The following is a 24,311-nucleotide window of genomic DNA, read 5'->3' as shown; positions in this document are numbered from 1 at the left end:
CCAATGCATAATTCCATATCTTAGCTTTTAACTAAAAGCAAAAAATGGATTGTGAATCTTTTCTTCACCTACCGTAGTCAGCGGACCATGACCAGGACAAATGATCGTGTCGTCGGGTAAAGTTAAAATTTTTTCTTTATTGTTCTTCAGGGCATCGGAATAGGAATAGTTTCCACCTCCCATGGATCCTGCAAAAATCGAATCGCCGACAATCACAAACTTATGTTCTCCCCCGGTAATATAATAAGACACTCCACCTGGAGAATGACCATTTGTAAGAAATGATCGGATAGAAAGATGGGACAGTTGAAATTCCTTTCCTGGACTAAAAGGTTCAGTTCCAGATATCATTTCGAGCTCACAACAATAGGCCGGAGCCCCGACGGCTCGTTTCAGCCTTCCCAGCTCGGCAATATGATCAGCATGGGTATGGGTAAGAAAGATATATTTTACGTGCAATCCATGGACCTTGATTGCATCGAGCATTTCGGTACAATTTCCACCCGTATCAAAAACCGCCGCCTCCTTTGTGGTTGTATCCCAAACAAGATAGCTGTTTACTGTCATATCTTCCCATCTTGTATTGAAATGAAATAAACCCGGGATTATACCCCGATCTTGGGGATAGTACAGTCCTTTGGCTAGATCAAGAAGGGCTTTCTTTCCTAAACCCAAAACAGGAGCAATTTTTTCTAAAATTTCATCAATCGGTTCTCCCTCCTTTACTTTTCGAAGCTGTTCAACAGATACTTTTGCTTTTTCCGCAAGCAAACTATCGGAAAGATTAAGCCCCCTTTGTGCTTTTCCAATAACATCGGTATAGTTATCTTCTAATGGAATCATATAGCTGTTCTCCTTTGACTTTGAGTTCTGAAAAAACCCTGGAACGATTTCAAAAAAGCTACTTATAAATCGATTTTTTAGACCTTCACCAACCGAATGCTCTCCATATTCGGAAAAACAAAGCCGCCATGTAAAGACCAAACAAAAATAAAAATATAAAAATTATTACTTTGTTTTCTTTATCCCATCTCCCTCCTGGATCTCCCCCACCAGGACCTGGCCATCTCTTGGGATTGGCAACCATAGTTTCATTCTAACTCATTCTAGAAATTAAAAAAGAGTATTTTTTCTTTTTTTGGATAGGTTTTTTGTTTATTTTTAAAATCCAGCTATTAACAGCTAAAAGGTTCCTGCCGAAAAAACCTTCTGGATTGACCCATCTTCTTTTTCAACAATCAGCCAACCCATTTCTGCAACTCCCCGTATCCTTCCTTTAATTTTCTGTCCCCTCTCCTCAATTTCTATTTTTTGATCCAGGTTAACCATCTGCATTATCCATTTCTCTTTGACTTCAGAAAAGGATAACCTGTAATTATGATCGATCCTTCTTAATACCTCGGCCATAACTTCTATCCTTCTTTGGGTTTGGCCTGTTTCCATGTAAATGGATGTCGCTTTTTTTTGCAATGGTTTTGAAAACTGATGTTTTTTATGATTCACATTTATACCAATGCCGATGGCGACAAACCTCTTGCCAGCTGCCCCATAGTCTGTCTCAATAAGAATGCCTCCAAGCTTTCTTGAATCGACCATAATATCGTTAGGCCATTTTATACCCACATTCTCCAATCCCATACCCTTTAAAGCTTCAACCACAGAAAGAGAACTCATAATCGCAAACTGTTGAGGAATGATGGGCTGAAAGCGAGGTTCTAAAAGCAATGTCATATAAAGACCAAGAGATGAAGAAGACTCCCACGATCTTCCCTGTCTTCCCCTCCCCTGCAATTGCTTGTCCGAGATGACTACAAGTCCTTCTTTTTCCCCTCTTTTTCCCCTGCGTAGAACCTCGTCACTGGTTGAATCGATAACTTCAAAAATTTCTGCTCTCCAATTGATATAACCGTTCATTCTTTCGAGAATGAATTGAACTTCTGCTGGATGAAAGAAATCGGGCAAAGGTTCGGTAATCGCAAAACCTCGGAGAGGAGAATAACTCATCAAAAATCCCTTGGATTCCAAGGAACAAAGACTATCCCAAATTTCTTTTTCATTGGAACCTATAGCACTCAAAAGAGTTCGAAACGAAAACCTTTCCTCCTTTTCAGATAGCAAAAGCCTTAAGAGCAAATTTTCTACAGGATCACAACTCAGCTTGCAATAGGTACACTCCGAACCATTCATCAATCTTTAAGCTATTTCTAACTCCGACACATTCTTCTGGAAAATTGCACCAAACTTGTGATCCCTGTAAAGGGTGATAGCCACATTTCTATTGGATCGAATACATTCTTTAATCTCTTCAGGATCCTTGGGGCAATGCAAGATTGTTTTCCAGGAATAGATATGCTTAGGTTTATGAAAATCACTGTTGGCAATAAAAGGCAGTTTCTTAAGACCGACAGGAGAAAAAAGATCGTACCTATTGGCTACTTCCCAAGCATCAAGTAACGGGGCATATTCTTGCTGGTTTTCCCACAAAAAAAGAGTGTTAGGCCCCCAAACACTCTGGAAAACATGGGGATGGGAAGCTACAGCTAAAGCGTTTTGTTTATGAATTTCAGCTATAATTTCTTTTAACGATAAACAGGGATCTATTGGGCTCTTCAGATCAATTCCTAAGAGATGGGCTGATGTCTTAGGGCTATACCCATCCTTGTTAAATTCTATTCCACAGAAAAGAATCATCCCATACTTCTTCCATGCTCTTTTCTTTTCTTTCTCTATCGTGTCAAAATATTCACCGACTTTGGTTGGGGTCAGAACGAGGCCTGTGAGTTCACAAAATTTACCAATCAATCTTTTCCTATCGACAAGGTGATCAGTCACACAGATACAATCAAATCCTCTCTGTCCATAAAAATCAACAATCTCGCTAATGGAGAGCCTTCCGTCAGAATAGGTTGAATGGATATGAAAATCACATAACAGGGCTTGAGAGCCTTGTGATTTCAGCACCGAAAAGTTTATGTCAGTTAACTTTCCCGCAGGGAAATGAAAGACTCTTGAAGGAACGGTCTCAAGCAGCGATTGATCCAGGACAAAACGAGCGATTTTAAGTGAACTATCCGGTTTGCTAATTTTTCTAAGATTATTCTTTAACTGTTTCCATTTTTGAGCCTCATTTTCGAAAAGATATTCAAGCGCAAGTCCAATATCTGCAGGTTTTTCAGCAAAACAAGCTACTTCATACCTGCGCAATAGTTCATAATTACCTTCTTCTTGTCCAGGCACAACTTGAGGAATAATCATGGGACAACAAGCTGCAATGGCTTCCTGGACCGTTGCTCCTCCCGCTTTGCTAATCACGACATGATGATTGAGCAACAGCTCGGGGATCTTGTTTGTCCAGCCCAATACCTCGACGCGTTCTTCAAATCCCTTGACTTGATCAGCCACGGTATAGAACAGTTTTTGATCTTTACCCACAACAATTGTCGACTGCCAATGTTTCCTTAAAAGAAGCTGTTCAATAATCTTGGCCGCCTTTTTTCTTCCCGAATTAATAATGTATAAAATTTTTGGCCGATTTATTTCTTCTAAAGAAAGCCCATTTTGAGTTGATTCCAAAAATTCAAGCTGGACAGGAAAACCATATTCAAGGATCCGATGTTCAGCTATACCCACTGATTTCAAAATAGCAGCGGTATCGGCATTAGGTACAATATAATAGTCACTCCAACTCCTATACCAAAAAGAGTTGACCGTAATCGAGTCGGTTATAACCGTGATTTGAACAAAATTTTTTTCCTTTCCATCTTTAAATATTTCATCGATTAAAAAATTATAAAAAGGATAGGTAGATAATACGACATCAGGCTGCATTTCCCTTAACAACCAATCCAAGGCTTGCTTCATCTTAGCAAAGGCAACAAGGACATCTTCAATAAAAGTTGTCCGATCGAAAATAGAATAGATCCCCCTCCATATGATGGGGGCTCGATTAATGGCGGTAAGATACCCTTGACGCAAAAGATCACTGAACTTTCCATAACAGGAATCAAATAGATCGATGCGGTCAACAAGAGCTTTATCCGGCTCCAGATGTTCGATTGCCTCCTGGATGTTTCGAGCCGCTGTATTATGACCTTCGCCAAAGCCAGCGGTAAGAATAAGTATGCGTTTCATTCTTTATGAGCTGTGTGGCTCAACCTTTTGGATCCTCATTATATAATTCAATTACTCATCGATTTTTTTAAAGAAAAATAAAGCAATTGACAATTATAAACGTATTGAATGAGCTTGTATGTAAAAGCTATTGAAATATTCGACATAAAAAAAGAAGATCTTCTATTTATAACATCAAATTATTTGCTGATAAAAAAGAGCCACAAGATGTTTTTATAATATAACCTACTTATCTGCTTTTTAAGACTTACTTTTTTTCTATCTTTTCGGTTTTTTTAAGAAAAATGAACCTTAAGAAGATTTTTTTATAAAATGGGATAATCCTTATATTAGCCCATTTATAGCTTTTCTCATCAATGAAGATCTTTGGAGCTAATTTAAAATTTGCTCTTTATCTTTGATTCTGTTTTCTTCATTTAAAAACACTATGACGATGGACAAGCCTTTATCAGGAAAGAATGCCCTTGTATTTGGTATCGCTAATAAGTGGAGTATTGCCTGGGCAATTGCCAAAGCGTGGCATGAAGCCGGAGCAAACTTGATCATTGGATACCAGGGAGAGAGACTGAAAAAATCGGTTGAAGATCTTCTTTCTGAGCTTAGTGGAGAGAATCCTCCTCTGGCTTATCCCTGCGACGTAACCGATGAAGATCAGATCATCCAGTTTTTTTCAAAAACAAGGGAACATTTTCCCAAAATACATATTTTGTTGCACTCCATCGCTTTTGCACCCAAGGAAGCCCTTGAAAAAAATTTCTACGAAACCTCCCGACAGGATTTTTTAAAAACTTTCGAAATCAGCGTTTATTCCCTTCTAGCCCTTGCCAGGGAAGCCAAAGCTTTATTTTCGGATGGAGGCAGTATTTTAACTTTGTCTTATTACGGGTCAGAAAAAGTCATTTCAAACTATAAAATCATGGGACCGGCAAAGGCTGCCCTTGAATCTGCCGTCCGGTACCTAGCCTATGAATTAGGTAAGGATGGGATTCGGGTCAACGCCTTAAGTCCTGGTCCAATCAATACCCTGGCTGCACGGGGAATAACTGGATTTACAAAATTTTTAAAAGAATGTGCATCAAAATCTCCCCTTGGGAAAAATACCGAAGCCTCGGATGTGGCTTCTGCCGCGTTATTCCTTGCCAAAGACGATTCAAGAGCCATTACGGGCCAAACCATTTATATCGATTGTGGTTATTCCATAATGGGCTTTTAAAGCCAGGGCTTTGTTGCCTCCCTAAAGCGTTCTTTTCATGAAGAAAACAAAATATATCTTTCTATGGGATATTGATGGGACCCTTATACAGACCGGTGGCTCTGGGGTAATAGCCATTTTTCGCACCATCAAGGAACTCTATAATCTAGAATTATCCCCAGACGAAATAGATTATAGGGGTAGAACTGACCTCATGATCGCAATGCAAGTTTTAAAAAGATGTGCTGTTCCTTTCAGCTCGAAAAACCTTTCTCTTTATAGGAATCATTATTTTAGAATTCTTCAAGAAGAGATGACCAAAAATCATAAAGGAACCCTTTGCCCAGGAATATTAGACATACTGAAAACTTTGGACCAGATCCCTACGGTTAAAATGGGTCTTCTCACAGGAAACTTTAAAAAGGCTGCCCAGATTAAACTCTCCTATTACAGGCTTTGGACTTATTTTTCTTTTGGTATTTTTGGTGACCTGCATGAATCACGCAATTATCTGGCCCAGTTAGCCGCGGATCTGGTTAAGGGAATAACCGGATCGGTCATCGAAAATAAAAATATCTGGGTAATCGGCGACACTCCCCATGACGTATTATGTGCCAAGTCGGCTGGTTTTTCTTCGATCGCCGTTTCAACAGGTGGATATAGCCAGGAACAACTCAAACAATTCTATCCTGATTATCTTTTTGCGAATTTTTCCAGCCTGTCCGATTTCTTGTCCATTTTCCCTTTCATCGAGCCATCCGATAAAGCAAGCGCTTACCTTTGTGAAAAGAGCTAAAGAACTAAGTAGTTAAATGAAAAAACATTACGAGCTAACCATTATAGGAGCAGGATCAGCAGGTTTTGCTGCTGCATCGTTGGCTTCTAAAGAACCGATCTCTATCGCCTTGATTGACAAGGCTGAAAAACTGAGTGGACTCTGTATTCTCAAAGGGTGCATGCCTTCAAAAACTTTTATCGAATCGAGTAACCGCTACTGGGAAATCCGAAGAGCCAACCGTTTTGGATTAAAAGTCGGAAGCGTCTCTGCGGATATGCCTTCTATCCAGTTGAGGAAAAAAACCTTGATCGAAGAATTTGCCCGTTACAGGAAAGAAGAAATTCTTTCTCTGCCCGTCGATTTTTATCGTGGAAGCGCTTCCTTTATAAATCCCAATGAACTGCTCATCAAAGAAGCTGACTCTAAAGAACGAGTCATTTCTTCAAAAACGTTTATCATCGCTACGGGTTCACTCATCGATATCCTGCCTATCGATGGGTTAGAACAAACCGGATTCCTCACAAGCGACTCCGCACTAGAGCTTAACCAACTTCCTGGAAGCTTGACCGTTTTAGGAGGAGGTCCAGTGGGATGTGAGTTCGCCCAGTTTTTTTCCAGGCTCGGTTGCAAAACAACGATTGTTCAACGTAGTCCCAGGCTTTTAAAATCGTTCGACCCGGAAGTTTCTGATTGTCTCAAAGAATCTTTTCTATCCGAAGGCATAACGGTTTTTAGCGATACCCAAATCAAGGCCGTAACAAAAGAAAAGGGAAGAAAAAAAGTTTCTTTTCTTCACAAAGGGAAAAAGACTGAAGTCTTTTCTGAAGAAATTTTCTATGCTCTTGGAAGAAAACCTAACATCGAAAAACTGGGGCTAGAAAAAATTGGCATTGATACCTCAATGCAACCTTTGTCTATCAATGATAAAATGCAGAGCTCTATTCCTCATATCTTCATAGCTGGAGATGCCTCAGCCAACTTTGGCATAGTGCACATTGCAAGAGAAGAAGGAGAAGTCGCGGCAAAGAATGCACTCGAAATCCTTGCAGGGAAGTCTCCAACACATGTTGTATCAAGGCGTTTAACTATGGAGGTTGTTTTTACCGATCCTGAAGTCGCGATGGTGGGGCTATTGCCTTCAAATCGCAAGGTGCTCTGTGCAAAGTATATGTTCAGGGACCATGGTAAAGCTATTATTGAAGGTAAAGAAGAGGGTTTCGTAAAAATTTGTGCTGATCCTTCTTCAGGAGAAATTCTCTTTGGAACGATCATTGGGCCTCATGCCTCGGAGTTGATCCATCAACTATCCCAATGTATGTATTTCAAAGGAACTGTTGAAGACCTTGTAAAAATGCCTTTTTATCATCCTACCCTTTCTGAAATCATAAGCTACCCAGCCGAAGAAATTTTCACTACAGTTAGGGAAAAAAAAGAAAAAAATCCTGTAAAGCTAACTTTATGATTTTGCCTTGAACAACGCAACTCTTTAACTCAAAACTGAAGTACCAAGCCATGATGGATTTCTCATTCCCACTTCCCCCATTTAAACTTTTCAATACTCTTTCTCGAAGTATCGAACCTATAAATCCAATTCATCCTCCACAGATTACCCTGTATGCCTGTGGTCCAACCGTTTATAATCTTGCCCATATCGGTAATTTCAGAACGTTTCTTTGCGTTGATCTTTTACGCCGGGCACTTGAGCTTTTTGGATATAAAGTCACTCACGTAATGAACTATACCGATGTGGATGACAAAACCATCGCTGCTTCGCGAGCAGCGGGCATTTCCTTAGCCGCCTATACCCAACGTTATATTGATGAATTTGAAAAGGATATGCGGACTCTCAATATGCTCAAGCCTCATTTTCAACCGCGGGCTACCGAACATATTGAAAAAATGATCGAATTCATTCGCCAACTCCTGGAAAAAGATCATGCTTACATAGGTCAGGATGGCTCGGTTTATTTTCGTATCTCCTCTTTCCCCGACTACGGAAAGCTTTCACATTTAGATAAAGAGAAATTAAAGATTGGGACACAGGTTTTTTCAGATGAATATGTCAAAGAAAATTATGGTGACTTTGCACTCTGGAAAGCGAAAAAAGCCGAAGATGGAGATGTCGGCTGGATTTCTCCGTGGGAAATAGGTAGACCGGGGTGGCATATCGAATGTTCAACCATGAGCATTTGTTATTTAGGAAAGCAAATTGATATTCACTGCGGTGGAGTAGACCTGATTTTCCCTCATCACGAAAACGAAATAGCCCAGAGTGAATCCATGACCGGTACTAAATTTGTCCGTCACTGGTTCCACGTTTCCCATGTTCTTGTTGAAGGTGAAAAAATGTCAAAATCACTGGGCAACATTTATACTTTACGAGATGTTCTAAACAAAGGTTTCAGTGCCAGGGTACTTCGGTATCATCTTTTGACCTCTTCCCATTACCGACAAACCCTCAATTTCAGCTGGCATGGAATGGAATCGTCTCGGGAAGCCCTTAAAAGAATAGACTCATGGCTGAGTAGGCAACGAGATATCCCCCCTTCTCAATTTCTAGGTCATGAAACCGACGAACAAATATCGTTTAATCGCCGGTTTTTAGAAGCCTTAGCTGACGATCTGAATATAACCGAGGCCGTTGGCCATCTGTTCGATTGGATCAGACTGACCAATCGGATGATGGATGAGGGCAAGCAGTTGCCTCCTCTCTATAAAAGCTGGCAGCTTGTAGATTCTCTTTTAGGAGTTGGAGAACTCAACGTAGAAATACCCCCAGAAATTCAATCCCTTCTTTCGATGAGGGCTGAGGCCCGTAAAAAAAAGGATTGGCAGACAAGCGACAGGCTAAGACAAGCACTTCTAGACAAGGGTTGGATTGTCCAGGATACCCCCGAAGGACAGAAAGCATGGAAAGAGTAAAAACGCGTTTCATCAGCTTCGAAGGCAGTGAAGGATGTGGAAAGACCACACAGATTCGGCTGCTCAAAAAACGGTTGGAAAACCGTGGAGAGAAAGTCGTTGTCGTCCGAGAGCCAGGAACAACAAAATTAGGAGAGCGGCTTCGCAAGATTCTCAAACACCCTTCCTTTAGCCTAAGTCCACTAGCAGAACTGTTTTTATTCGAAGCCAGTAGAGTGGAGCTGATCAAGCAAGTCATCGAGCCTGGAATGGCTGAAAACTCATGGATCCTTGCTGATCGGTTCACCGATTCAACTCTGGTCTACCAGGGGATTGTTCGCGGTATCCCATTAAAAATTATTGAACAATTAAATGCCCTAGCTTCATCAGGAATAAAACCTTCCCTGACCATCCTCTTAGATATTCCCTATCAGTGCTCACAGTTAAGGATCAAAAAGAGGGATGGCTCAAAAACAACTACGGACCGGCTGCAAGATGAATTTGAAAATTCCCTAAAACAGATAAGGCAAGCTTATCTTGATCTGGCTAAAAGAGAGCCTCAGCGTTTTTACATTATCGAAGGAACATCTAGTCCTCAAACAATCTCTGCTCGGATATGGGAGAAAGTCAAAAATGTCTTTGAGTTATGAAAATTGTCTTGGGCTTTTTAAAAAAGCGATCTTGAACCAAAGGATCGCCTCGGCCTATCTTATTAGCGGGGTTAGTTCTTCTTTATTGTTGAACTTGGGGATGGAAATCTCTAGAGAGTTGCTCGGCTCTGATCCCTCAAAACATCCCGATTTTTACCTCCTTAAACCCCAGACAAAATTAAAACGGATCAGCGTTCAGCAAATCAAGGATGTCTGCAGGGATCTCTATTTAAGACCTTATCGAGAGTCTAGGAAGGTTTGTCTCATCCTGCAAGCCGAATCCATGTGTTTTGGAGGAGGAGAAGCAGCTAATGCTTTTTTAAAAACTCTCGAAGAGCCTCCTTTCAATACGACCATCATTTTAACTTCAACTCGACCGATGGCTCTATTTCCTACTCTTTTATCCCGATGTTTATGTCTTTCAGTCAGTGGCTTTCCTTTTGAAATTTCTCCTGAAGATCAAGACATCTGGCCCGAGGTTCAAAAATGGCTTGAAATCGAAGAAGAGGAAGAAATAGGAAGGCTAAAAAAAATCGCTTTTCTTAATGATTTTATCCAGAAGGCTAAAATTGCCATTGAATCCGAAAAAAAAGAAGAAGACCAGCAAGAAAAAGAAAGCCAAGAAGGGGTTGCCCTAGAAATACTCGAAAAAAGGGAACGGTTTTTACGACTCGTAGAACTGGCTTGCTGGCATAAAATACAAGCGGAAATGGAAAAAGGGGCTTCAGCTCAAAGTTGTTTAAAATTAATAGAAGAGATACGCCGTGTAGAAAGACTTAACCAGGATCTCAATTATGGCATGGAAGAAAGCCTGGCCATAGAAGCCGCTTTTCTCCCTAGAAATATTACCCGGAATTAAAAAAATATTATTTTTTCTTTTAACGCAAAGCCAGGTACTAAGCGCAATAGGACTCTAGAAAACGTTAAAAAATTTAACAAAAATTAATCAAATCCTTAAAGTACATGGACCGAAACCAAGGTGAAGCTAGGGGGTTGACAAGCTTGACCGTTGCCAGGTTTTCTTTCTTTTGTTTTTTAAAATCATGATTTGTCGATGAAATGCATTGATTGTAGTGATATTTTCTTCAAAATGGAAGATATTGATAGAGATGGGAAAAATCTATGGACATAGCTAAAATTACCGAACTTATCGAACTGATGGTCAGGAACAATCTTAATGAAATCGAGATTGAAGAAGAAAATTCGAAAATCAGGCTAAGAAAGGACTTTGCCCCTCACCCCCCACCCTTACCCAACCCTCCGCCTCACTATTTAGGAAGTAGCCAACATATTGTAGAAATCAAAGACAAAGAGACTTCACTGTTAAGCCCTTCTCAAACAGCAGAAATCCGTTCACCCATGGTAGGCATATTTTATAGGGCTCCTTCCCCTAACGCTCAACCTTACGTCGAGGTTGGACAGGAAGTCCACGAGGATACCGTAGTTTGTATTATTGAAGCAATGAAGGTCATGAACGAGATAAAAGCAGAGCTGCATGGGATTATTACCGAGGTATTAGCGGAAAATGGCAAACCGGTGGATTTTAACAGACCTCTTTTCAGAGTAAAACTTATTTGATTTTTTGCTGGAACGTTACCCATTCTTCGACGATTTCAAGGAGTACATGGGTAGCCCAACAATGCATTTCCTGAATTCTCGAAGTACTCTCACTCGGAACAATCCAAGCTAAATCAACCTGGTGAGCCAGTTCTCCACCCCCCTTACCCAAAAAAGCAACAGAAAACATTCCAAGATTTTTTGCCGTATGGACGGCACGAACAAGATTGCGGGAAGCCCCACTGGTGGAGAATAAAATCAACAGATCGTCAACATTCCCTAAAGCTTCTATCTGTCTTGAAAAAACCTCGTCATAGCCAAAGTCATTAGCGATGCAACTGAGAGTAGGCCCATCTGAAACGAGCGATAGGGCACCAAGAGGTCTTCTTTCATTCCTGAATTTTCCGACCAACTCTTCAACAAAATGCATTGCTTGAGCTGCACTGCCGCCATTGCCCGCACAAAGAATTTTTTTGTCTTGTTCAAAACAGTGCAGTATGCGCTCTGCAATATTTAAAAGCACGCTCGTGGTCTTTTGCAGTTTGGTTGTTAAATCACAGAGCTCAGCCAGTTCCTTGCCAATAATTTGACTTGAGTTAACAGCTATGTTATCCATGTTTTCTATCAAAAAATAACGGCCGCAGCATCATACATGCTATATTCGACTGCTGAATAATGAACAAGATTTTATTTCGTTATCTTTTCAAGGGCTTTTTATTTCCCCTGCTTTTTACAATCATCGCATTCTGTTCCTTGGTTATTATTGCCGATCTTTTTGGTTCACTCGAAGATTTCATTCAAAACAAGGCTACCGCCAGTCAAATTTTTCACTATTATCTGGCTTATTTTCCAGCCGTTATCATCATGATTGTTCCTCCGGCTTCTCTTTTTTCTTCACTTTACTTTCTCATGCAACTGCACAGACATGGGGAGTTCATAGCCATGCAAGCCTGTGGGGTTCCTCTACAAAAAATATTTGCTCCTTTTTTGATTATCGGAGTGCTGATGACCCTTTCTCTTACAGCCCTTCAACTTGGTCCAGGAGGCAACTCTCAGGCCAAAAGAGACCAAATAATGGAAGATATTAAAGGAAACAAAGCCGCTGTGCATGCTGTTCGAGGAATAATTTATAAAGAAGAAGCTGAAAAAAGAGTATGGTATTTTCGACAACTTGATTTCACCAAAAATCAAGGAGAAGATGTAGAAGTTGTCGTTCAAGAAAATTCAGGAAAAGATCTAAAAAAATATTTCGCACGAAGGGCTATATGGAAAGACAATCATTGGACCCTCAACGAGGTTAACCGCATTGATTATGACTCTGCAAACAATTTTTCCCAAAGCACCTATTTCGATACGCTCTCTTTGGTTTCCTGGAATACCCCTCCTAGACAAATGGTCGCCCTTGAGAAAAAACCCCGTGATCTTAATGCTTCCGAACTCTGGAAATTGATCGATAAACCCCGTAGTATCCAAAAAGCCCTGCTTGCTCCTTATCAAGTCCAGTTCTATACTTTGGTTGCTGAACCTTTATCCATGCTTGTTCTTCTTCTAATTGGGCTTGCCGAGGGAGGAAGACTAAGCAGCAGGCATCCTACGGCAGGAGTTTTTAACGCTCTGTTTATTCTCATCGCTTTTTACTTAATCTTCCATTTTTTTCAAATTTTAGGTCAAGGTTCGAGGATTCCCCCAGCTGTTGCCATCTTTAGTCCGCTAGCCGCATTCACTCTTTTTTCCCTTTACAGGATCGCTCCACTTTTTGGGATACGTTTGTTCTCAAGACATTCTTAACCGGTTAGTTTTCTTGAGCTGCAGATCGTTGCAAAAGAGAGGCAGGAGGAGCATATCCAGGAAGTTTACTCCTATTCAGCACCCATTCCTCAAGGAAAGCTTGTCTTCTGCTGATGAGCAGATCCTTTTCGAGTCTGTCTTTGATTTCCATCTCATTGGGTAAGGTTGGAGCAGACCTACTCTTCAAATAAACAAAAACACCTCCGCTAGGAGTAGGTAAAAAATGACTTAAATGCAAAGGCTCGAGTAACTGGCATATAAAACCGATTTCATTAGCTGCTTCCAAATCTTTTGGGGGATCAACGGGAATAAAAGCCTGGGGCTTTTCAACCATCAGCCCTTCTTTGCTTGCAATCTGCTCGAGATCCTTGCCCTCTTTAAGAGCCTTGTTCAAGTCTTTTTCAACTCCCACTGATTTTTGGAACAAGGCTTCAAAAGCTTTCTTTCTCTTCAGTTTTTCTTCAATTACTGGTTTTAGCTCATTGAAAGGGCGTAACACGCCTTTCTCAACGTTCAAAAGAACAATGACATAATATCCCTTGGAAGTTTCAACCGGTTCACTGACCGCTTTATCCAGAGACAGTTCAAAAACGGTTTTGGAAAATTTTGGAGGATCCACAACAGTGACCGGCGGTTTATCTAATGTAAACGGTTCGGTCGTTTGATAAGTTAAATTTTTTTCTTTAGCTAGCTTTTCCATATTCATCTCGGCTGTTTCCGTCTGCCGTGAGGCTTCTATGGCAAAATCTTCTGCTTCTTCTAAAATTTTCCTTTTGGCATCTTCTAGCTCTTTTCCCTTTAAATTTTGGATATTTTCAGGAAAGGGGAAAAAAACAAAACCGGCTTTTCGTTTTTCAGGGGTATAATAATCTGGATCTTTAGGATGATTTTTATATTCTTTTTCTATCTCCTCAGCTTTGAGTTGTATATCCTTCATAAACTCTTGAAGGTTCATCCGAAATAGAGAAACCTGGACTTGGCCGAAAGTCATGGTATATATCTCATCCACTTCCTTGGGTATAACTTCAATAGGGGCTACCAAAACCTTTTTTAGTTCTCCAATAAGCAGTTCTTCATGCATAACCTGCAGAAACCTCTCCTCGGATATTCCCTGGGGATTTAAAAAAGAGGAGACAAACCGCTTATAAGTCGAAGCATCGTATTTCCCATCTTTTTGAAGAAAAGGAAGCCCTTGAATAAACCGGACAACTTCTTCCTCTGGAACGATACAATGCAACTCTTTTGCTGCCTGGAGAAAAATGAGCCTAGTCCAGGCCATCTGATCGAGTACCAGCTGTGTATTTTCTCCATAGTTTTGAGCGGGTCCACTCAGTGCCATTTCTATGGAACTGGCTTGCCTTGCTAGCCTAAAAGTTTCTAGTGAAATACTTTTCCCTGCTATTTTAGCAACCGAAGGATTTTTCAATCCGCTTAAAGCGGGTATGTTAAAAAATAATAAGAAAGAGATGCCAATGACCGCAAGTACAATGATGAGTAACCATGAATGCGTACGTAGAATTTTTAACATAGGTTGTTCTCTTTTTTCTCTATCCTTTTCTCCTCCATTCTCGAAGATATGCTAAAAAGAAAAGGGCTATTCTTTAACATTATTTTCATTTTCTTCTTTTTATGGTCTTAAGTGATTAATCAGTCTATGGACAATCTAAAAATAAAAGAAAAAAAAACAAAACAATCCATTCTAACTGATCTTTTCTTCTTTTTTATTTCTCCAACTCTTTCAGCCATTCTTTTAGCTTCTTGCTTTAATCCCAAAATCCCATCTTCTTTTTGCTGGATAAGTCTTATTCCTCTCATTGCAAGCGGCGATTTTTACAAGCAGAGCCCAGTAAAAAGATTCGGCTGTGGGTTTTTTTTCGGAATCATTTTTTTTGCTTTATCATTCTGGTGGATTGGGCTCGTCACTGTTATCGGAACAGTTGCCCTCATTGCTTATCTAGCGCTTTATCCCGCAATTTGGCTCTTAGCAATAAGCCCTCCGTTTGTAAATTATCAATCCACTTCGGCCAAGGATAACCTAATCAATGCTCTCGTAATTGCCAACTTGTGGATCATTTCTGAATGGTTTAGAAGTTGGTTGTTTAGCGGCTTTCCTTGGAATGAACTAGGCAGTAGCGCCTACAAAAACATTCTTCTTATCCAACTCTGTAGTTTGGGTGGGGTATTCTTGCTTTCCTGGTTCATCGCTTTTATTAATGCCCTTCTTTATTTTATGGTCCGATCCGTATTCAGCCATTTTACTACAAAATTACTCTATTTACCAAAAATTGAAGCCCTAACGGCAATCCTTCTTTTTGGACTCGGTTTTTTTTATGGAGAACAGCGGTTAATCAAAGACTCTGCCGAAGACAAAGCCTTAAAAATCCGTTTCGCAGCCATTCAACCCAATATCCCTCAAGATTTATACATTCCCGTTGATCCTGAAGAAGCCTTCCTTGAAGAAATTACTTTAAGTCGACAAACCCTAAGCTTCAAGCCCGATCTTGTTTGTTGGCCGGAAAGTCCTTTCGGCATCGACTTCTTTGCTTCACCCAAACTTCTTGAACCGATCCATAAACTCCAAGAAGCTCATCCTTTTTCTTTTCTTGCCGGATCATTCAAAGCCTCCGCAACCGAACTGTTCAATGTGGCCGTTTTATACAAATCTGCTGGAGAAGATCCTCAAGTTTATGCGAAAAACCACCTCGTTCCTTTTGGTGAATATACCCCTTTTGCCCATATTTTTCCGTTTTTGCGTAAATTAGTTCCTTTTCAGATCGATCTTTCTCCTGGCACAGAACACAACCTCTTCTTTCTTGACAGACCCCAACTCAAAATCGCCCCTTTGATCTGTTTTGAAGACACCCTTGCCAGCTACGTACGGGAAATGACAGCCCAGAACCCCGATCTTCTTATTGATATTACCAACGATGGATGGTTCAAAGACTCCCCGGGAGCTTTCCTCCACATGATAAATGCCCTTTTCCGGACAGTCGAATTAGACATTCCTATGCTTAGATGTACAAACACGGGCATATCGGTGTGGATAGACCAAAGAGGAAGAATAACCCAGATGCTTACCCAAAAAGAGGGCAAAGCGGTAGATTGCAAGGGGATTCTGCTCGGAGAAGCTTACTGGCATCACCCCGTAGCCACTCCATATCAAAAACTTGGAGATTGGATCGTTCTCTTGGCCTTTACAAGTTTGGGACTCCTCCTAGTTCCTCCATTTTCCCATAAAAAGATAATCAAAAAAAATTAAACCCTAGATCCTTTTTTTAAAGCTTATATCTATCTCTCTCCGCTTGTATTGTTTTGATAGAAACTAATAAAAAAAGGTTACTCAAAGTCTCAGTGCAGCCCTAAAAAGGCCAGTTTTTTATCAGCATCCCCCACAAAGCCCATCTGGAAAGCTAGCTTTATACATTTGACGATTTTTAGTTTTGAAGTATGTTAAAGTTTTTTTATAGACCGGTCCTTAAACCTTTTTAGATCACTGACAGACACAGGATACGATGCAAAAGGTTCTTCTCTATTTTTTTCGTATGGCGGTTGCTGTGGCCTTTAACCTGATCATTTTTCTTCTTCTTGTCGGCTTAGGAGTAGAAATAGTGCGCAGTGTTTGGGAACTTACACCTGGATTAACAAAAAATGCAACGGCCTGGAGCTTTAGAGATCTTGTAGGCCGCATTCTTTCCCTAGTCGTTATCCTTGAGCTTTTGCGTGCTTTTGTTGAATATTTCCAATTCGATCGTATCAGGCTTCATGTTCTATTAGAGGCGGGAGCAGCCTTTGTGCTTAGAGAATTGATGCTTTCACTTCTTGATGAAAAGATCTCCGGTCTGAACGTCTTGATATGGAGCCTTGCGGTCATCGTTCTTGTTTTAGGCCGCACTATTGCCCTGATGTTCCCTCCCATACTCTGGTCTACATCCAAGCGCTCCCTCACAGAATCCCCTCAGAAAGAACAGGAAAGAAAAGATTAAATCTTTCTCTTTTTTTCCCTCTTCACCATGAACCCAAATCCAGCATGTATTGTAGCCAATCCTGGCCTCTTTTTTTGCTCCCCTAAACGGCCACTGTTCATCCCTGGACCTAAAAGCACCTTTTCTTTAACTGCTCACAATATGTCCTCCATTCTCCTTATTAACAGAAAAAGAACGAATAGATTTCAAAGCTCTGAACATCCCCTCAAAATCTAAGCCATAACCCACGACAAATTCATCAGGAATTTCAAATCCTATCCACTTCGGTTCGATCGCTTTTTGACCCTCTTTCTTTTTTCTCAGAAGCACACAAAATTCAACAGCACTTGCTCCCGCATTGTAAAGTTCCTCCCTTACGGTCGATAATGTTAAGCCCGTATCAAGGATATCATCGATGACCAGAATATGCTTGGAGGCTACCCTTGTTTTATCTATCAACTCCAGGCCTTGGACATATCCTCGAGAAGAAGTTCCAGAATAACTTTTAACTTGCAAGAACTCGACCTCTGTTCTTAAAGGTAAGTTTCTCAAAAGATCAGCTACAAAAAAAAGGGCTCCATTTAAAAGACCCAAGATCATAAAAGGTTTTTTGCGGTATTCTTTCCGAATTTCTATGGAAAGTTCGGCAACTCTCTTCTGTATACTTTGTTGGGTAAGCAGTACCCTGCCTATCCTATAATGAGTTCCAACGCAACGACGATCTACAAAACCACTCATAAACTTTATCCTTTGCTGGCATACTCTATCCGAATGCTTTCAAGAAACTTGGATCCTTTTTCTAAAAGTCCATGACAATAAATGTCCTCACCCAATTTTTCCCATGAGGGCTTGACTAATGCAAAAGGAAAAGAAAGGTTGGCAGGACTGTACGGGTTAACATCCAGGGGTTGTTTACCGATGATTACAGCTGAAAGGAAAAAAGAAATCTCATGAACACATCCTTCTTTAAGCATTTCGTGCAGAACGGCTGCTCCCCCTTCCACGAGTAAAATACTCACCTCTCTTGAGCCCAACTCCTTGAGCACCATCTCCATGGGCATCCTCACACACACCAAAGTCCTTTCTTTAAAAGCATCTCTAAATAGGGTTAAATCTCTGGGTAACTTTCCTGAAAGACTAAGGATCACCCTCCACGGTTGGACTTTATACCGTTTGTCTACGAGCCGTATGGTTAACTGGGGGTTATCTACTCTTGCCGTCTGCGCTCCAATCAAGATGCCATCGGCAACCATCCTTAGCTTATGGGCTAAGGTGCGTGCGGGAAGGCCTGAAATCCATCTTTCATCTCCCACTCCTGCAGAAAGGCTACCATCTATAGCCATAGCGATCTTGGCGATCACCCAGGGTTTTCCTGTCAAAACCCTATGATAAAACCCCCGATTAAGAAAAAGGGCTTCATCAAGGAGTTCCCATGAAAAACTGATCCCCATAGAAGGCAGGACTTCAACAGCTCTCGGATTGTTTTTGGGGTTAGGATCAGGGGATCCAGCCACTACACGACCGATCTTTTCCCTAATAATGTACTGGGTACATGGGGGCGTTTTTCCCCAACTGTTGCAGGGTTCAAGAGTAACATACAAGGTTGATCCGCAAACCGATATGCCTCTTTTTTTTGCATCTTCGATCGCCTCGATCTCCGCATGGGCCGCTCCTGCTCTGCTGTGATAGCCCTTTCCGATGAGCTCTCCATTTTTGACCAGTACAGCCCCAACGGCAGGATTGGGATTTGTCAATCCTTCCCCTAAAAGAGCGCATTTCAAGGCTTCCTTCATCCAATAACGATCTTCAGGAAAAGAATTCTTCAACAAATCCCTCCGGATTGAACTCTTCTAAAGATTCAAGATTTTCACCCCGACCAATAAAATAGGTCGGGATACCCAGTTCATATTTAACAGCAGCCACCATGCCACCTTTAGAAGAACTATCAAGCTTGGTCATGATCATCCCCGAAAGACCAAGAGCCTCGTTGAACTCTTTGGCTTGAACCAGAATGTTACTGCCCGAAGTCCCATCAACAACAAGTAAAATAAAAAGAGGGGTTTGAGCTGAAACTTTTTCCAATGTTCTTTTGAGTTTTCCTAGTTCCATCATCAAGTTTTTCTTGTTCGCTTGTCTTCCCGCCGTGTCGACAATCAAATAATCAGCCTGGGCCTCCGAGGCTTGAACAAAAGCTCTAAAAGCAACGCTGGCAGCATCTGCACCTTCCTTTCCTGAAACCATGGGAACATCCAACTTTTCTGCCCAGATTTTAAGCTGTTCAGTAGCCGCCGCTCTGAAGGTATCACAAGCAGCAAAAAAAACCTTCTTGCCTTCGGTTTTGAACCTATAGGCAAGCTTTGCGGCTGTAGTCGTCTTTCCCCCCCCATTGACTCCCACAAGGAGGATAACCCCAGGCTTGCCTACAGGTAAAGGAGCCTTATGGTTCTGAAGGATATGCAAGAGTTCGTTTTTAATCCTTCTTTCGGCTAGCTCAGCTTTTCCAAGTAGTCCCTCTTTATCCAATAGAGCATAGAGTTTCTGGGAAAGATTTATTCCCATGTCAGATTCAATCAAAAGAGCTTCCCAGTCGATTTGCTCCTTGGGTCCAACAAGACTAACAAATTTTCCAACTAAATTTCTCCAAAAAGACATATTCTTCTATTTAAGCTTATTAAGGACATGACACCCAAGCTTTCCTTCCCGAATCCTTGAGAACCGAGTCAAGAATGCCATTGACAAATTTGCCCGATTCTTCCGTGCTATATTTCTTTGCAATTTCAACCGACTCGTTGATACTCACAGCTGGAGGAATGTCTTTTCTATAAAAGATCTCATAGATGCCCATGATAAGAATACATTTATCAACCAGGGCAAGTCTATCCACACTCCAGTTCTTTACATAACTGTTAATCTTTTTTTCAATCTCTTCTTTATGCTGGGCAATAGCCTTAAGCCATTGTTCTACTTGCTGCCTATCTTCTTTTTGATCGAATTGGGAAAAATCCCAGAAATGCCTAAGCATTTCTTCAAACCCAATGCCTTTACTCATCTCCCATTGGTAAAGGAACTGAACTATCCTTTCTCTAATTTTTCGCCTGCTTATCATATTCCCAACTTTTGAACTTCTCCAACAAGGATAAAAAGAACATCAAAAATAGACCGCTCAAATATACAGAGGGGTGGTCATTTTTTCTATCTCTTTTGTTGTTTTTATCTCATATTAAAGCCAAGCTGGACATACAACCAAAATGAACAAGTCCCTAAGCTTGCTTTTCTTCTTTTTTTATCCTGAACTTTTCACGATAACTTTAAGAACTTTATTTTTTTAGTATCCAGCTAGCCGTCATCCCTTTTAGGGTCAGAGAGGATTACTCTTTTGATCCATTATCATGATTATAATTCAACGAGGCCATTTGGAGTGCTGTTCTAGCCCCTTCTGCGCCTCGATCAAGCCTGCCTGATGTACGGGCCTTGGCTTGGGATTCATTGCTAACAGACAGAATTTCATGGATAACCGGAACATCGTTTTCAAGGCCAATCCTCATGAGAGCATCCGTACAAGCACGAAGTATTTCAGTGGCATGAGCGGTCTTTCCTTGCCATACGATTCCAAAACAGAGAATACAGTCATAGATCTTTTTCTTGGCTAATCTTTGAGCTTGAAGGGGGATTTCAAAAGAGCCGGGAACCCAAACGACATCAACCGTGTTTCCCTTCAATACACTCAGGGCGGATTCTACCATCCGGCTTGTATATTCCTTGTTGTAAGAACTGACAATGATTCCAAATCGAAATGGTCCTTTTTGCTCCATAGGCCTTTGCTTCAATATAAACTGGTGATAGACTCTTTTTTGTAAAATGCGATCTTTTTATTTTTTTTATTCTTAAAAAAACCGATACACTTTAAGTTTTATGTCTAACGGTTATCTAGAATTCGAAAAACCTATAATCGATCTTCAGCAACGCTTGGAGTTCATAAAAAACGACAAAACGCTTTCTGCTGAAGAATTAAAAAAGCAACAGAGCATCCTTGAAGAAGAACTGAAACAAACCCAAAAAGCTATTTATTCCAACCTGTCTCCTTGGCAGAAAGTTCAGATTGCCCGTCACCCCAAAAGACCCTACTTTTTGGACTATATCAATAGGATAGGAACCGGCTTTTTCGAGCTTAATGGAGACCGGCTCTTCAGAAACGATCTTTCGATCATAGGGGGATTTGTCAGCATTGACGACATAAAAGTCATGGCTATTGGCCAGATGAAAGGCAGAACATTAAAAGAAAACCTATCAAGGAATTTTGGTTGCCCTATGCCCGAAGGTTATCGAAAGGCCTTGAGACTGATGAAACTGGCTGAAAAGTTCCGTCTTCCCATTATTACATTTATAGACACCGCTGGAGCTTATCCAGGTATCGGTTCAGAAGAAAGACACGTTGGTGCAGCCATAGCCAATAATCTTATGGAAATGTTCGGTTTGACTGTCCCTATCATTTCGGTTGTGATCGGAGAAGGAGGAAGTGGTGGAGCATTGGGCATTGGGGTTGCAGATAAGGTTTTAATGATGGAACATGCCTACTATTCGGTCATATCCCCCGAAGGGTGTGCAGCCATTTTGTGGAAAGACAAAAAATATGCTCCACAGGCAGCTTCTTATCTGAAGTTAACGGCACAGGAACTGCTTCAGTTTAATATCATTGACCAGATTATTCCCGAACCTCCTGGTGGTGCTCACTGGGATTGGGATGCTGCGGCTAAAATGCTCAAAGACCACTTGCTTTCAAGCTTAACCGCCTTGTTGGATGTCAATCCTCAACAACTGTTAGAAAACCGCTATCTTCGATACCGAACCATTGGTCAATGGGTTGAAAAAAATCGAGAATAAAAAAATAGGGATCTTTACTTTTTACTTTAATCCAGCTGCTTTTTGTCTTTACCCTATTATCGGTGTTTGTTCTATTGATCCTTATTCTTTTTTCTTTCCTGCTCTCGGCAGCCTTAAGTCCAATCAGTTATTTTTTACTCAGTCCTTACTTCGGACACTTTTCTTTCCTTCGTTTGTATCACCGCCTTGTTGAAGTCTTGCTGCTGGGCTCGATTTTGATTTTCAGGAAAAAACTAGGACTTTTTCACTGGTCTGACATAGGGTTTAAAAAACCTTTCTTTAAAGCCCTTTTTTATGGCATCGGCTTATCCATACTCATTACGGTGGGTTCTGTGGCTATAGAACCAGCAATTTTTGAGAAAAAACCCACTTTTCCCTGTCCAACGTTTGTTTTGCCAACTGAAATTATCAAAATTTTATTCAAAGCGGCTTCAGTCGCTATAATTGAAGAAATATTAATGAGAGGTATCCTTTTAGGAGTTATTTCGAGATCCACTGGAGATATCCCCGCCCTTTTTTTGAGTTCGGCCCTGTATTCTTTTTCTCATTTTTTGAACGTCCAACCCAACAATTTTTCCGACATCACCCCTCTTCCCTATAGTGGTTTTCTTTTATTACAGACAATGGTTAAACCCTTCTTTGATCTCGAATGGTTTTCTATAAAAGGATTGGTGTTGTTTTTGCTTGGCCTGATTCTTGGAGTTGTTTATATAAAGGATAAAAACTTATGGAGAGCAATCGGAGTTCATGGCGGGATAGTTTTTTTCGTCCATATTCAATGCTGGATAGATCCCGAGCGATGGTTAGGCGATCCTAAGGAAGCCCTGCTGCTGGCTTTCTTTTGTACCATTTTATGGATATTCTGGTTAAATTCCTCTGGGAGATGGCAAAAGGAACGCAGAGTTTTCTTGCTCTAGTCTATCCTCCAGCTGAACTACCCGATCTGCCCATCGTTTCTCTCGATCCTCCCTTCTGTTTCCGTTGCTCTAAACCCTTTCAACAGGGGTTAGTTTACTCCCACTACTGTAATAATTGCATCGCTTATCCAAGGGCTTTTCTCTTTGCAAGATCGGGATTCGTTTTCTGCGGTCTTGTCCGCAAAGTGATCCATTGGGTCAAATATGATCAAAAATATCATTTGATCCCCCTGCTCGAAGAATGGTTGGAGAAAGCTTACCGGAAATATATCGGAGGATGGCCTTGTCATGGGGTTGTTCCGGTTCCCATCCATCCCATCCAGTTCAGGCAAAGAGGGTTTAACATTGCTGAAGAACTGGCCCAATTTCTTAGCAAACATCAAAAACTGGCTTATCTTCCCGCTTTAAAAAGAATAAAACCAACCGAGCAACAATCAGCCCTTACATTCATGGAGAGAACTCTAAACCTTAAAGGAGCTTTTAAGCTGAAAAGGGGTTTTGACTTGAAGGGCAAAAACCTGTTAATTATAGACGACATTATTACTACAACGGCAACTGTCCACGAATGTGCTGTTATGCTTAAAAATTGGGGTGGGGCAAAAGAAATAGCGGTTTTGACCATTGCCCGGAGCTAAATGGAGAAAACTGTACAAAAAAGCGCTCAAAAATGATTAACAAGGAAAACAAGCCCCAAATTCCATCGGGAGAAAAAATGCTGGATATCCCAGAAGGATTATGGACCAAATGCCCCGGTTGTAACCGTTTCCTCTATACAAAAGAACTGGAGCTGAATCAATCAGTCTGTCAGTACTGTCAACACCATTTTCCCATCAAGGCTACTGAACGCATCGGCTATATTGCTGACAGGGATAGTTTCATCGAACACGACCAGAATTTATATTCTATCGATATCCTCGGATTCGATGGGGAAAAAAGCTATCAAGAACGGCTCGATTATTACCGTAATAAAACTGCACTGAATGAAGCGGTTGTCTGTGGAAGTTGTACCCTTGGATCTATCCCCATTTCACTCTGTGTCATGGATTTCAGTTTTCTTGGGGGAAGCATGGGCAGTGTTGTTGGAGAGAAAATAACCCGGGCAATTGAAAGATCACTCAGCTCAAAAATTCCCCTCATCATTATTTGCGCTTCTGGAGGAGCACGGATGTATGAAGGAATGTTCAGTCTCATGCAGATGGCTAAAACTGCTGCAGCCTTACACCGACTATCCCAAGCCCGGATCCCTTATATATCTATCTTAACCAATCCCACTATGGCTGGGGTCATCGCTAGCTTTGCTTCACTGGGAGATATAATCCTTGCTGAACCTAAAGCGATGATCGGGTTTGCAGGAAGTCGAGTGATCAAAGAAACAACGCAACAAGATCTTCCTCCAGGATTTCAAACGGCAGAATTCCTGTTAGAAAAAGGTCTTATCGACAAGATCGTCCATAGGAAGGAACTTCGGTCAACCCTTAAACAACTCCTCTATTTTTTAAAGTAATATTTTCTTTTCCAATGAAAGGAGGCGAGATCTTCGGCAAACAGACGGCA

24 protein-coding genes are annotated in these 24,311 nt (G+C 41.0%); 14 read left to right on the top strand and 10 right to left on the bottom strand.

Going from position 1 to position 24,311, the window contains the following annotated elements; genetic code table 11:
• Positions 1–27: 27 nt before the first annotated feature.
• From IT6_RS09210 to IT6_RS09200, 3 genes are all read right to left on the bottom strand, one after another.
• Positions 28–843 (bottom strand): MBL fold metallo-hydrolase, encoded by an 816-nt coding sequence (locus tag IT6_RS09210; RefSeq protein WP_134439120.1) that lies wholly within the window; start codon positions 841–843, stop codon positions 28–30.
• Between the two features lie 339 nt (positions 844–1,182).
• Complete coding sequence (locus tag IT6_RS09205) at positions 1,183–2,187, bottom strand: biotin--[acetyl-CoA-carboxylase] ligase (RefSeq protein WP_134439121.1); 1,005 nt, start codon at positions 2,185–2,187, stop codon at positions 1,183–1,185.
• 6 nt (positions 2,188–2,193) lie between these two features.
• Entirely contained in the window at positions 2,194–4,131 is a 1,938-nt protein-coding gene (locus IT6_RS09200) for an MGDG synthase family glycosyltransferase (RefSeq protein ID WP_134439122.1), read from the bottom strand.
• A gap of 433 nt (positions 4,132–4,564) precedes the next feature.
• Between IT6_RS09200 and IT6_RS09195 the strand changes: the two genes are divergently transcribed.
• From IT6_RS09195 to accB, 7 genes are all read left to right on the top strand, one after another.
• On the top strand, positions 4,565–5,344 hold the full coding sequence (locus IT6_RS09195; RefSeq protein WP_206826204.1) for an enoyl-ACP reductase FabI: 780 nt from the start codon (positions 4,565–4,567) through the stop codon (positions 5,342–5,344).
• A 37-nt stretch (positions 5,345–5,381) separates the two neighbouring features.
• On the top strand, positions 5,382–6,119 hold the full coding sequence (locus tag IT6_RS09190; RefSeq protein WP_206826202.1) for an HAD family hydrolase: 738 nt from the start codon (positions 5,382–5,384) through the stop codon (positions 6,117–6,119).
• A gap of 16 nt (positions 6,120–6,135) precedes the next feature.
• Positions 6,136–7,563, top strand: a complete 1,428-nt coding sequence (locus tag IT6_RS09185; protein ID WP_206826198.1) for a dihydrolipoyl dehydrogenase family protein — start codon at positions 6,136–6,138, stop codon at positions 7,561–7,563.
• 50 nt (positions 7,564–7,613) lie between these two features.
• Complete coding sequence (gene cysS, locus IT6_RS09180) at positions 7,614–9,023, top strand: cysteine--tRNA ligase (RefSeq protein ID WP_206826197.1); 1,410 nt, start codon at positions 7,614–7,616, stop codon at positions 9,021–9,023.
• The gene (gene tmk / locus IT6_RS09175) at positions 9,011–9,652 is read left to right on the top strand and encodes a dTMP kinase (protein ID WP_206826196.1); all 642 of its coding nucleotides are present in this window, start codon (positions 9,011–9,013) and stop codon (positions 9,650–9,652) included. The genes cysS and tmk overlap by 13 nt, the downstream gene beginning before the upstream one ends.
• Positions 9,636–10,511: a DNA replication protein gene (locus IT6_RS09170; protein WP_206826195.1), complete on the top strand. Its 876-nt coding sequence runs from the start codon at positions 9,636–9,638 to the stop codon at positions 10,509–10,511. Before tmk ends, IT6_RS09170 begins: the two co-directional genes overlap by 17 nt.
• Positions 10,512–10,774: 263 nt before the next feature.
• Positions 10,775–11,230 (top strand): acetyl-CoA carboxylase biotin carboxyl carrier protein, encoded by a 456-nt coding sequence (accB, locus tag IT6_RS09165; protein ID WP_134439846.1) that lies wholly within the window; start codon positions 10,775–10,777, stop codon positions 11,228–11,230.
• Here accB and IT6_RS09160 read toward each other — a convergent pair.
• Positions 11,223–11,825 (bottom strand): D-sedoheptulose-7-phosphate isomerase, encoded by a 603-nt coding sequence (locus tag IT6_RS09160; RefSeq protein WP_134439845.1) that lies wholly within the window; start codon positions 11,823–11,825, stop codon positions 11,223–11,225. The two genes, accB and IT6_RS09160, sit on opposite strands and share 8 nt — an antisense overlap.
• Before the next feature lie 59 nt (positions 11,826–11,884).
• On the opposite strand from IT6_RS09160, the gene IT6_RS09155 reads away from it, so the two are divergent.
• Positions 11,885–12,997: an LptF/LptG family permease gene (locus tag IT6_RS09155; RefSeq protein ID WP_134439844.1), complete on the top strand. Its 1,113-nt coding sequence runs from the start codon at positions 11,885–11,887 to the stop codon at positions 12,995–12,997.
• A 4-nt stretch (positions 12,998–13,001) separates the two neighbouring features.
• Here the strand turns inward: IT6_RS09155 and IT6_RS09150 are convergent, their stop codons facing one another.
• Positions 13,002–14,525, bottom strand: a complete 1,524-nt coding sequence (locus IT6_RS09150; RefSeq protein ID WP_206826193.1) for a peptidylprolyl isomerase — start codon at positions 14,523–14,525, stop codon at positions 13,002–13,004.
• Positions 14,526–14,651: 126 nt separating this feature from the next.
• On the opposite strand from IT6_RS09150, the gene lnt reads away from it, so the two are divergent.
• Positions 14,652–16,256: an apolipoprotein N-acyltransferase gene (lnt, locus tag IT6_RS09145; protein WP_206826191.1), complete on the top strand. Its 1,605-nt coding sequence runs from the start codon at positions 14,652–14,654 to the stop codon at positions 16,254–16,256.
• A gap of 253 nt (positions 16,257–16,509) precedes the next feature.
• On the top strand, positions 16,510–16,980 hold the full coding sequence (locus IT6_RS09140; protein WP_134439346.1) for a phosphate-starvation-inducible PsiE family protein: 471 nt from the start codon (positions 16,510–16,512) through the stop codon (positions 16,978–16,980).
• A gap of 126 nt (positions 16,981–17,106) precedes the next feature.
• Here the strand turns inward: IT6_RS09140 and hpt are convergent, their stop codons facing one another.
• The 5 genes from hpt to ribH all read right to left on the bottom strand — a co-directional run bounded on the left by hpt (position 17,107) and on the right by ribH (position 20,771).
• Complete coding sequence (gene hpt, locus IT6_RS09135; RefSeq protein ID WP_134439335.1) at positions 17,107–17,697, bottom strand: hypoxanthine phosphoribosyltransferase; 591 nt, start codon at positions 17,695–17,697, stop codon at positions 17,107–17,109.
• Positions 17,698–17,702: 5 nt separating this feature from the next.
• Positions 17,703–18,785, bottom strand: coding sequence for a bifunctional diaminohydroxyphosphoribosylaminopyrimidine deaminase/5-amino-6-(5-phosphoribosylamino)uracil reductase RibD (gene ribD / locus IT6_RS09130; protein ID WP_242524204.1), 1,083 nt, complete (start codon positions 18,783–18,785; stop codon positions 17,703–17,705).
• Positions 18,766–19,611, bottom strand: a complete 846-nt coding sequence (ftsY, locus tag IT6_RS09125; RefSeq protein ID WP_206826189.1) for a signal recognition particle-docking protein FtsY — start codon at positions 19,609–19,611, stop codon at positions 18,766–18,768. Before ftsY ends, ribD begins: the two co-directional genes overlap by 20 nt.
• A 19-nt stretch (positions 19,612–19,630) precedes the next feature.
• A complete protein-coding gene (gene nusB, locus IT6_RS09120) occupies positions 19,631–20,065 on the bottom strand; it encodes a transcription antitermination factor NusB (RefSeq protein ID WP_206826188.1) in 435 nt (144 codons plus the stop codon).
• A 262-nt stretch (positions 20,066–20,327) separates the two neighbouring features.
• Positions 20,328–20,771, bottom strand: coding sequence for a 6,7-dimethyl-8-ribityllumazine synthase (gene ribH / locus IT6_RS09115; protein WP_134439332.1), 444 nt, complete (start codon positions 20,769–20,771; stop codon positions 20,328–20,330).
• 100 nt (positions 20,772–20,871) lie between these two features.
• Between ribH and IT6_RS09110 the strand changes: the two genes are divergently transcribed.
• The 4 genes from IT6_RS09110 (at position 20,872) to accD (ending at position 24,261) form a co-directional block, all read left to right on the top strand.
• On the top strand, positions 20,872–21,840 hold the full coding sequence (locus tag IT6_RS09110; RefSeq protein WP_206826187.1) for an acetyl-CoA carboxylase carboxyltransferase subunit alpha: 969 nt from the start codon (positions 20,872–20,874) through the stop codon (positions 21,838–21,840).
• Positions 21,841–21,902: 62 nt separating this feature from the next.
• The gene (locus IT6_RS09105) at positions 21,903–22,757 is read left to right on the top strand and encodes a CPBP family intramembrane glutamic endopeptidase (protein ID WP_134439330.1); all 855 of its coding nucleotides are present in this window, start codon (positions 21,903–21,905) and stop codon (positions 22,755–22,757) included.
• The gene (locus IT6_RS09100; RefSeq protein ID WP_242524203.1) at positions 22,724–23,392 is read left to right on the top strand and encodes a ComF family protein; all 669 of its coding nucleotides are present in this window, start codon (positions 22,724–22,726) and stop codon (positions 23,390–23,392) included. Before IT6_RS09105 ends, IT6_RS09100 begins: the two co-directional genes overlap by 34 nt.
• A 32-nt stretch (positions 23,393–23,424) precedes the next feature.
• Positions 23,425–24,261: an acetyl-CoA carboxylase, carboxyltransferase subunit beta gene (accD, locus tag IT6_RS09095; RefSeq protein WP_206826185.1), complete on the top strand. Its 837-nt coding sequence runs from the start codon at positions 23,425–23,427 to the stop codon at positions 24,259–24,261.
• Positions 24,262–24,311 lie beyond the last annotated feature (50 nt).

The organism is Methylacidiphilum caldifontis, assembly GCF_017310505.1.
Classification (GTDB): domain Bacteria; phylum Verrucomicrobiota; class Verrucomicrobiia; order Methylacidiphilales; family Methylacidiphilaceae; genus Methylacidiphilum; species Methylacidiphilum caldifontis.
The sequence above is the reverse complement of the archived record's forward strand: the minus strand, read 5'-3'. Positions and strand labels throughout refer to the sequence as shown.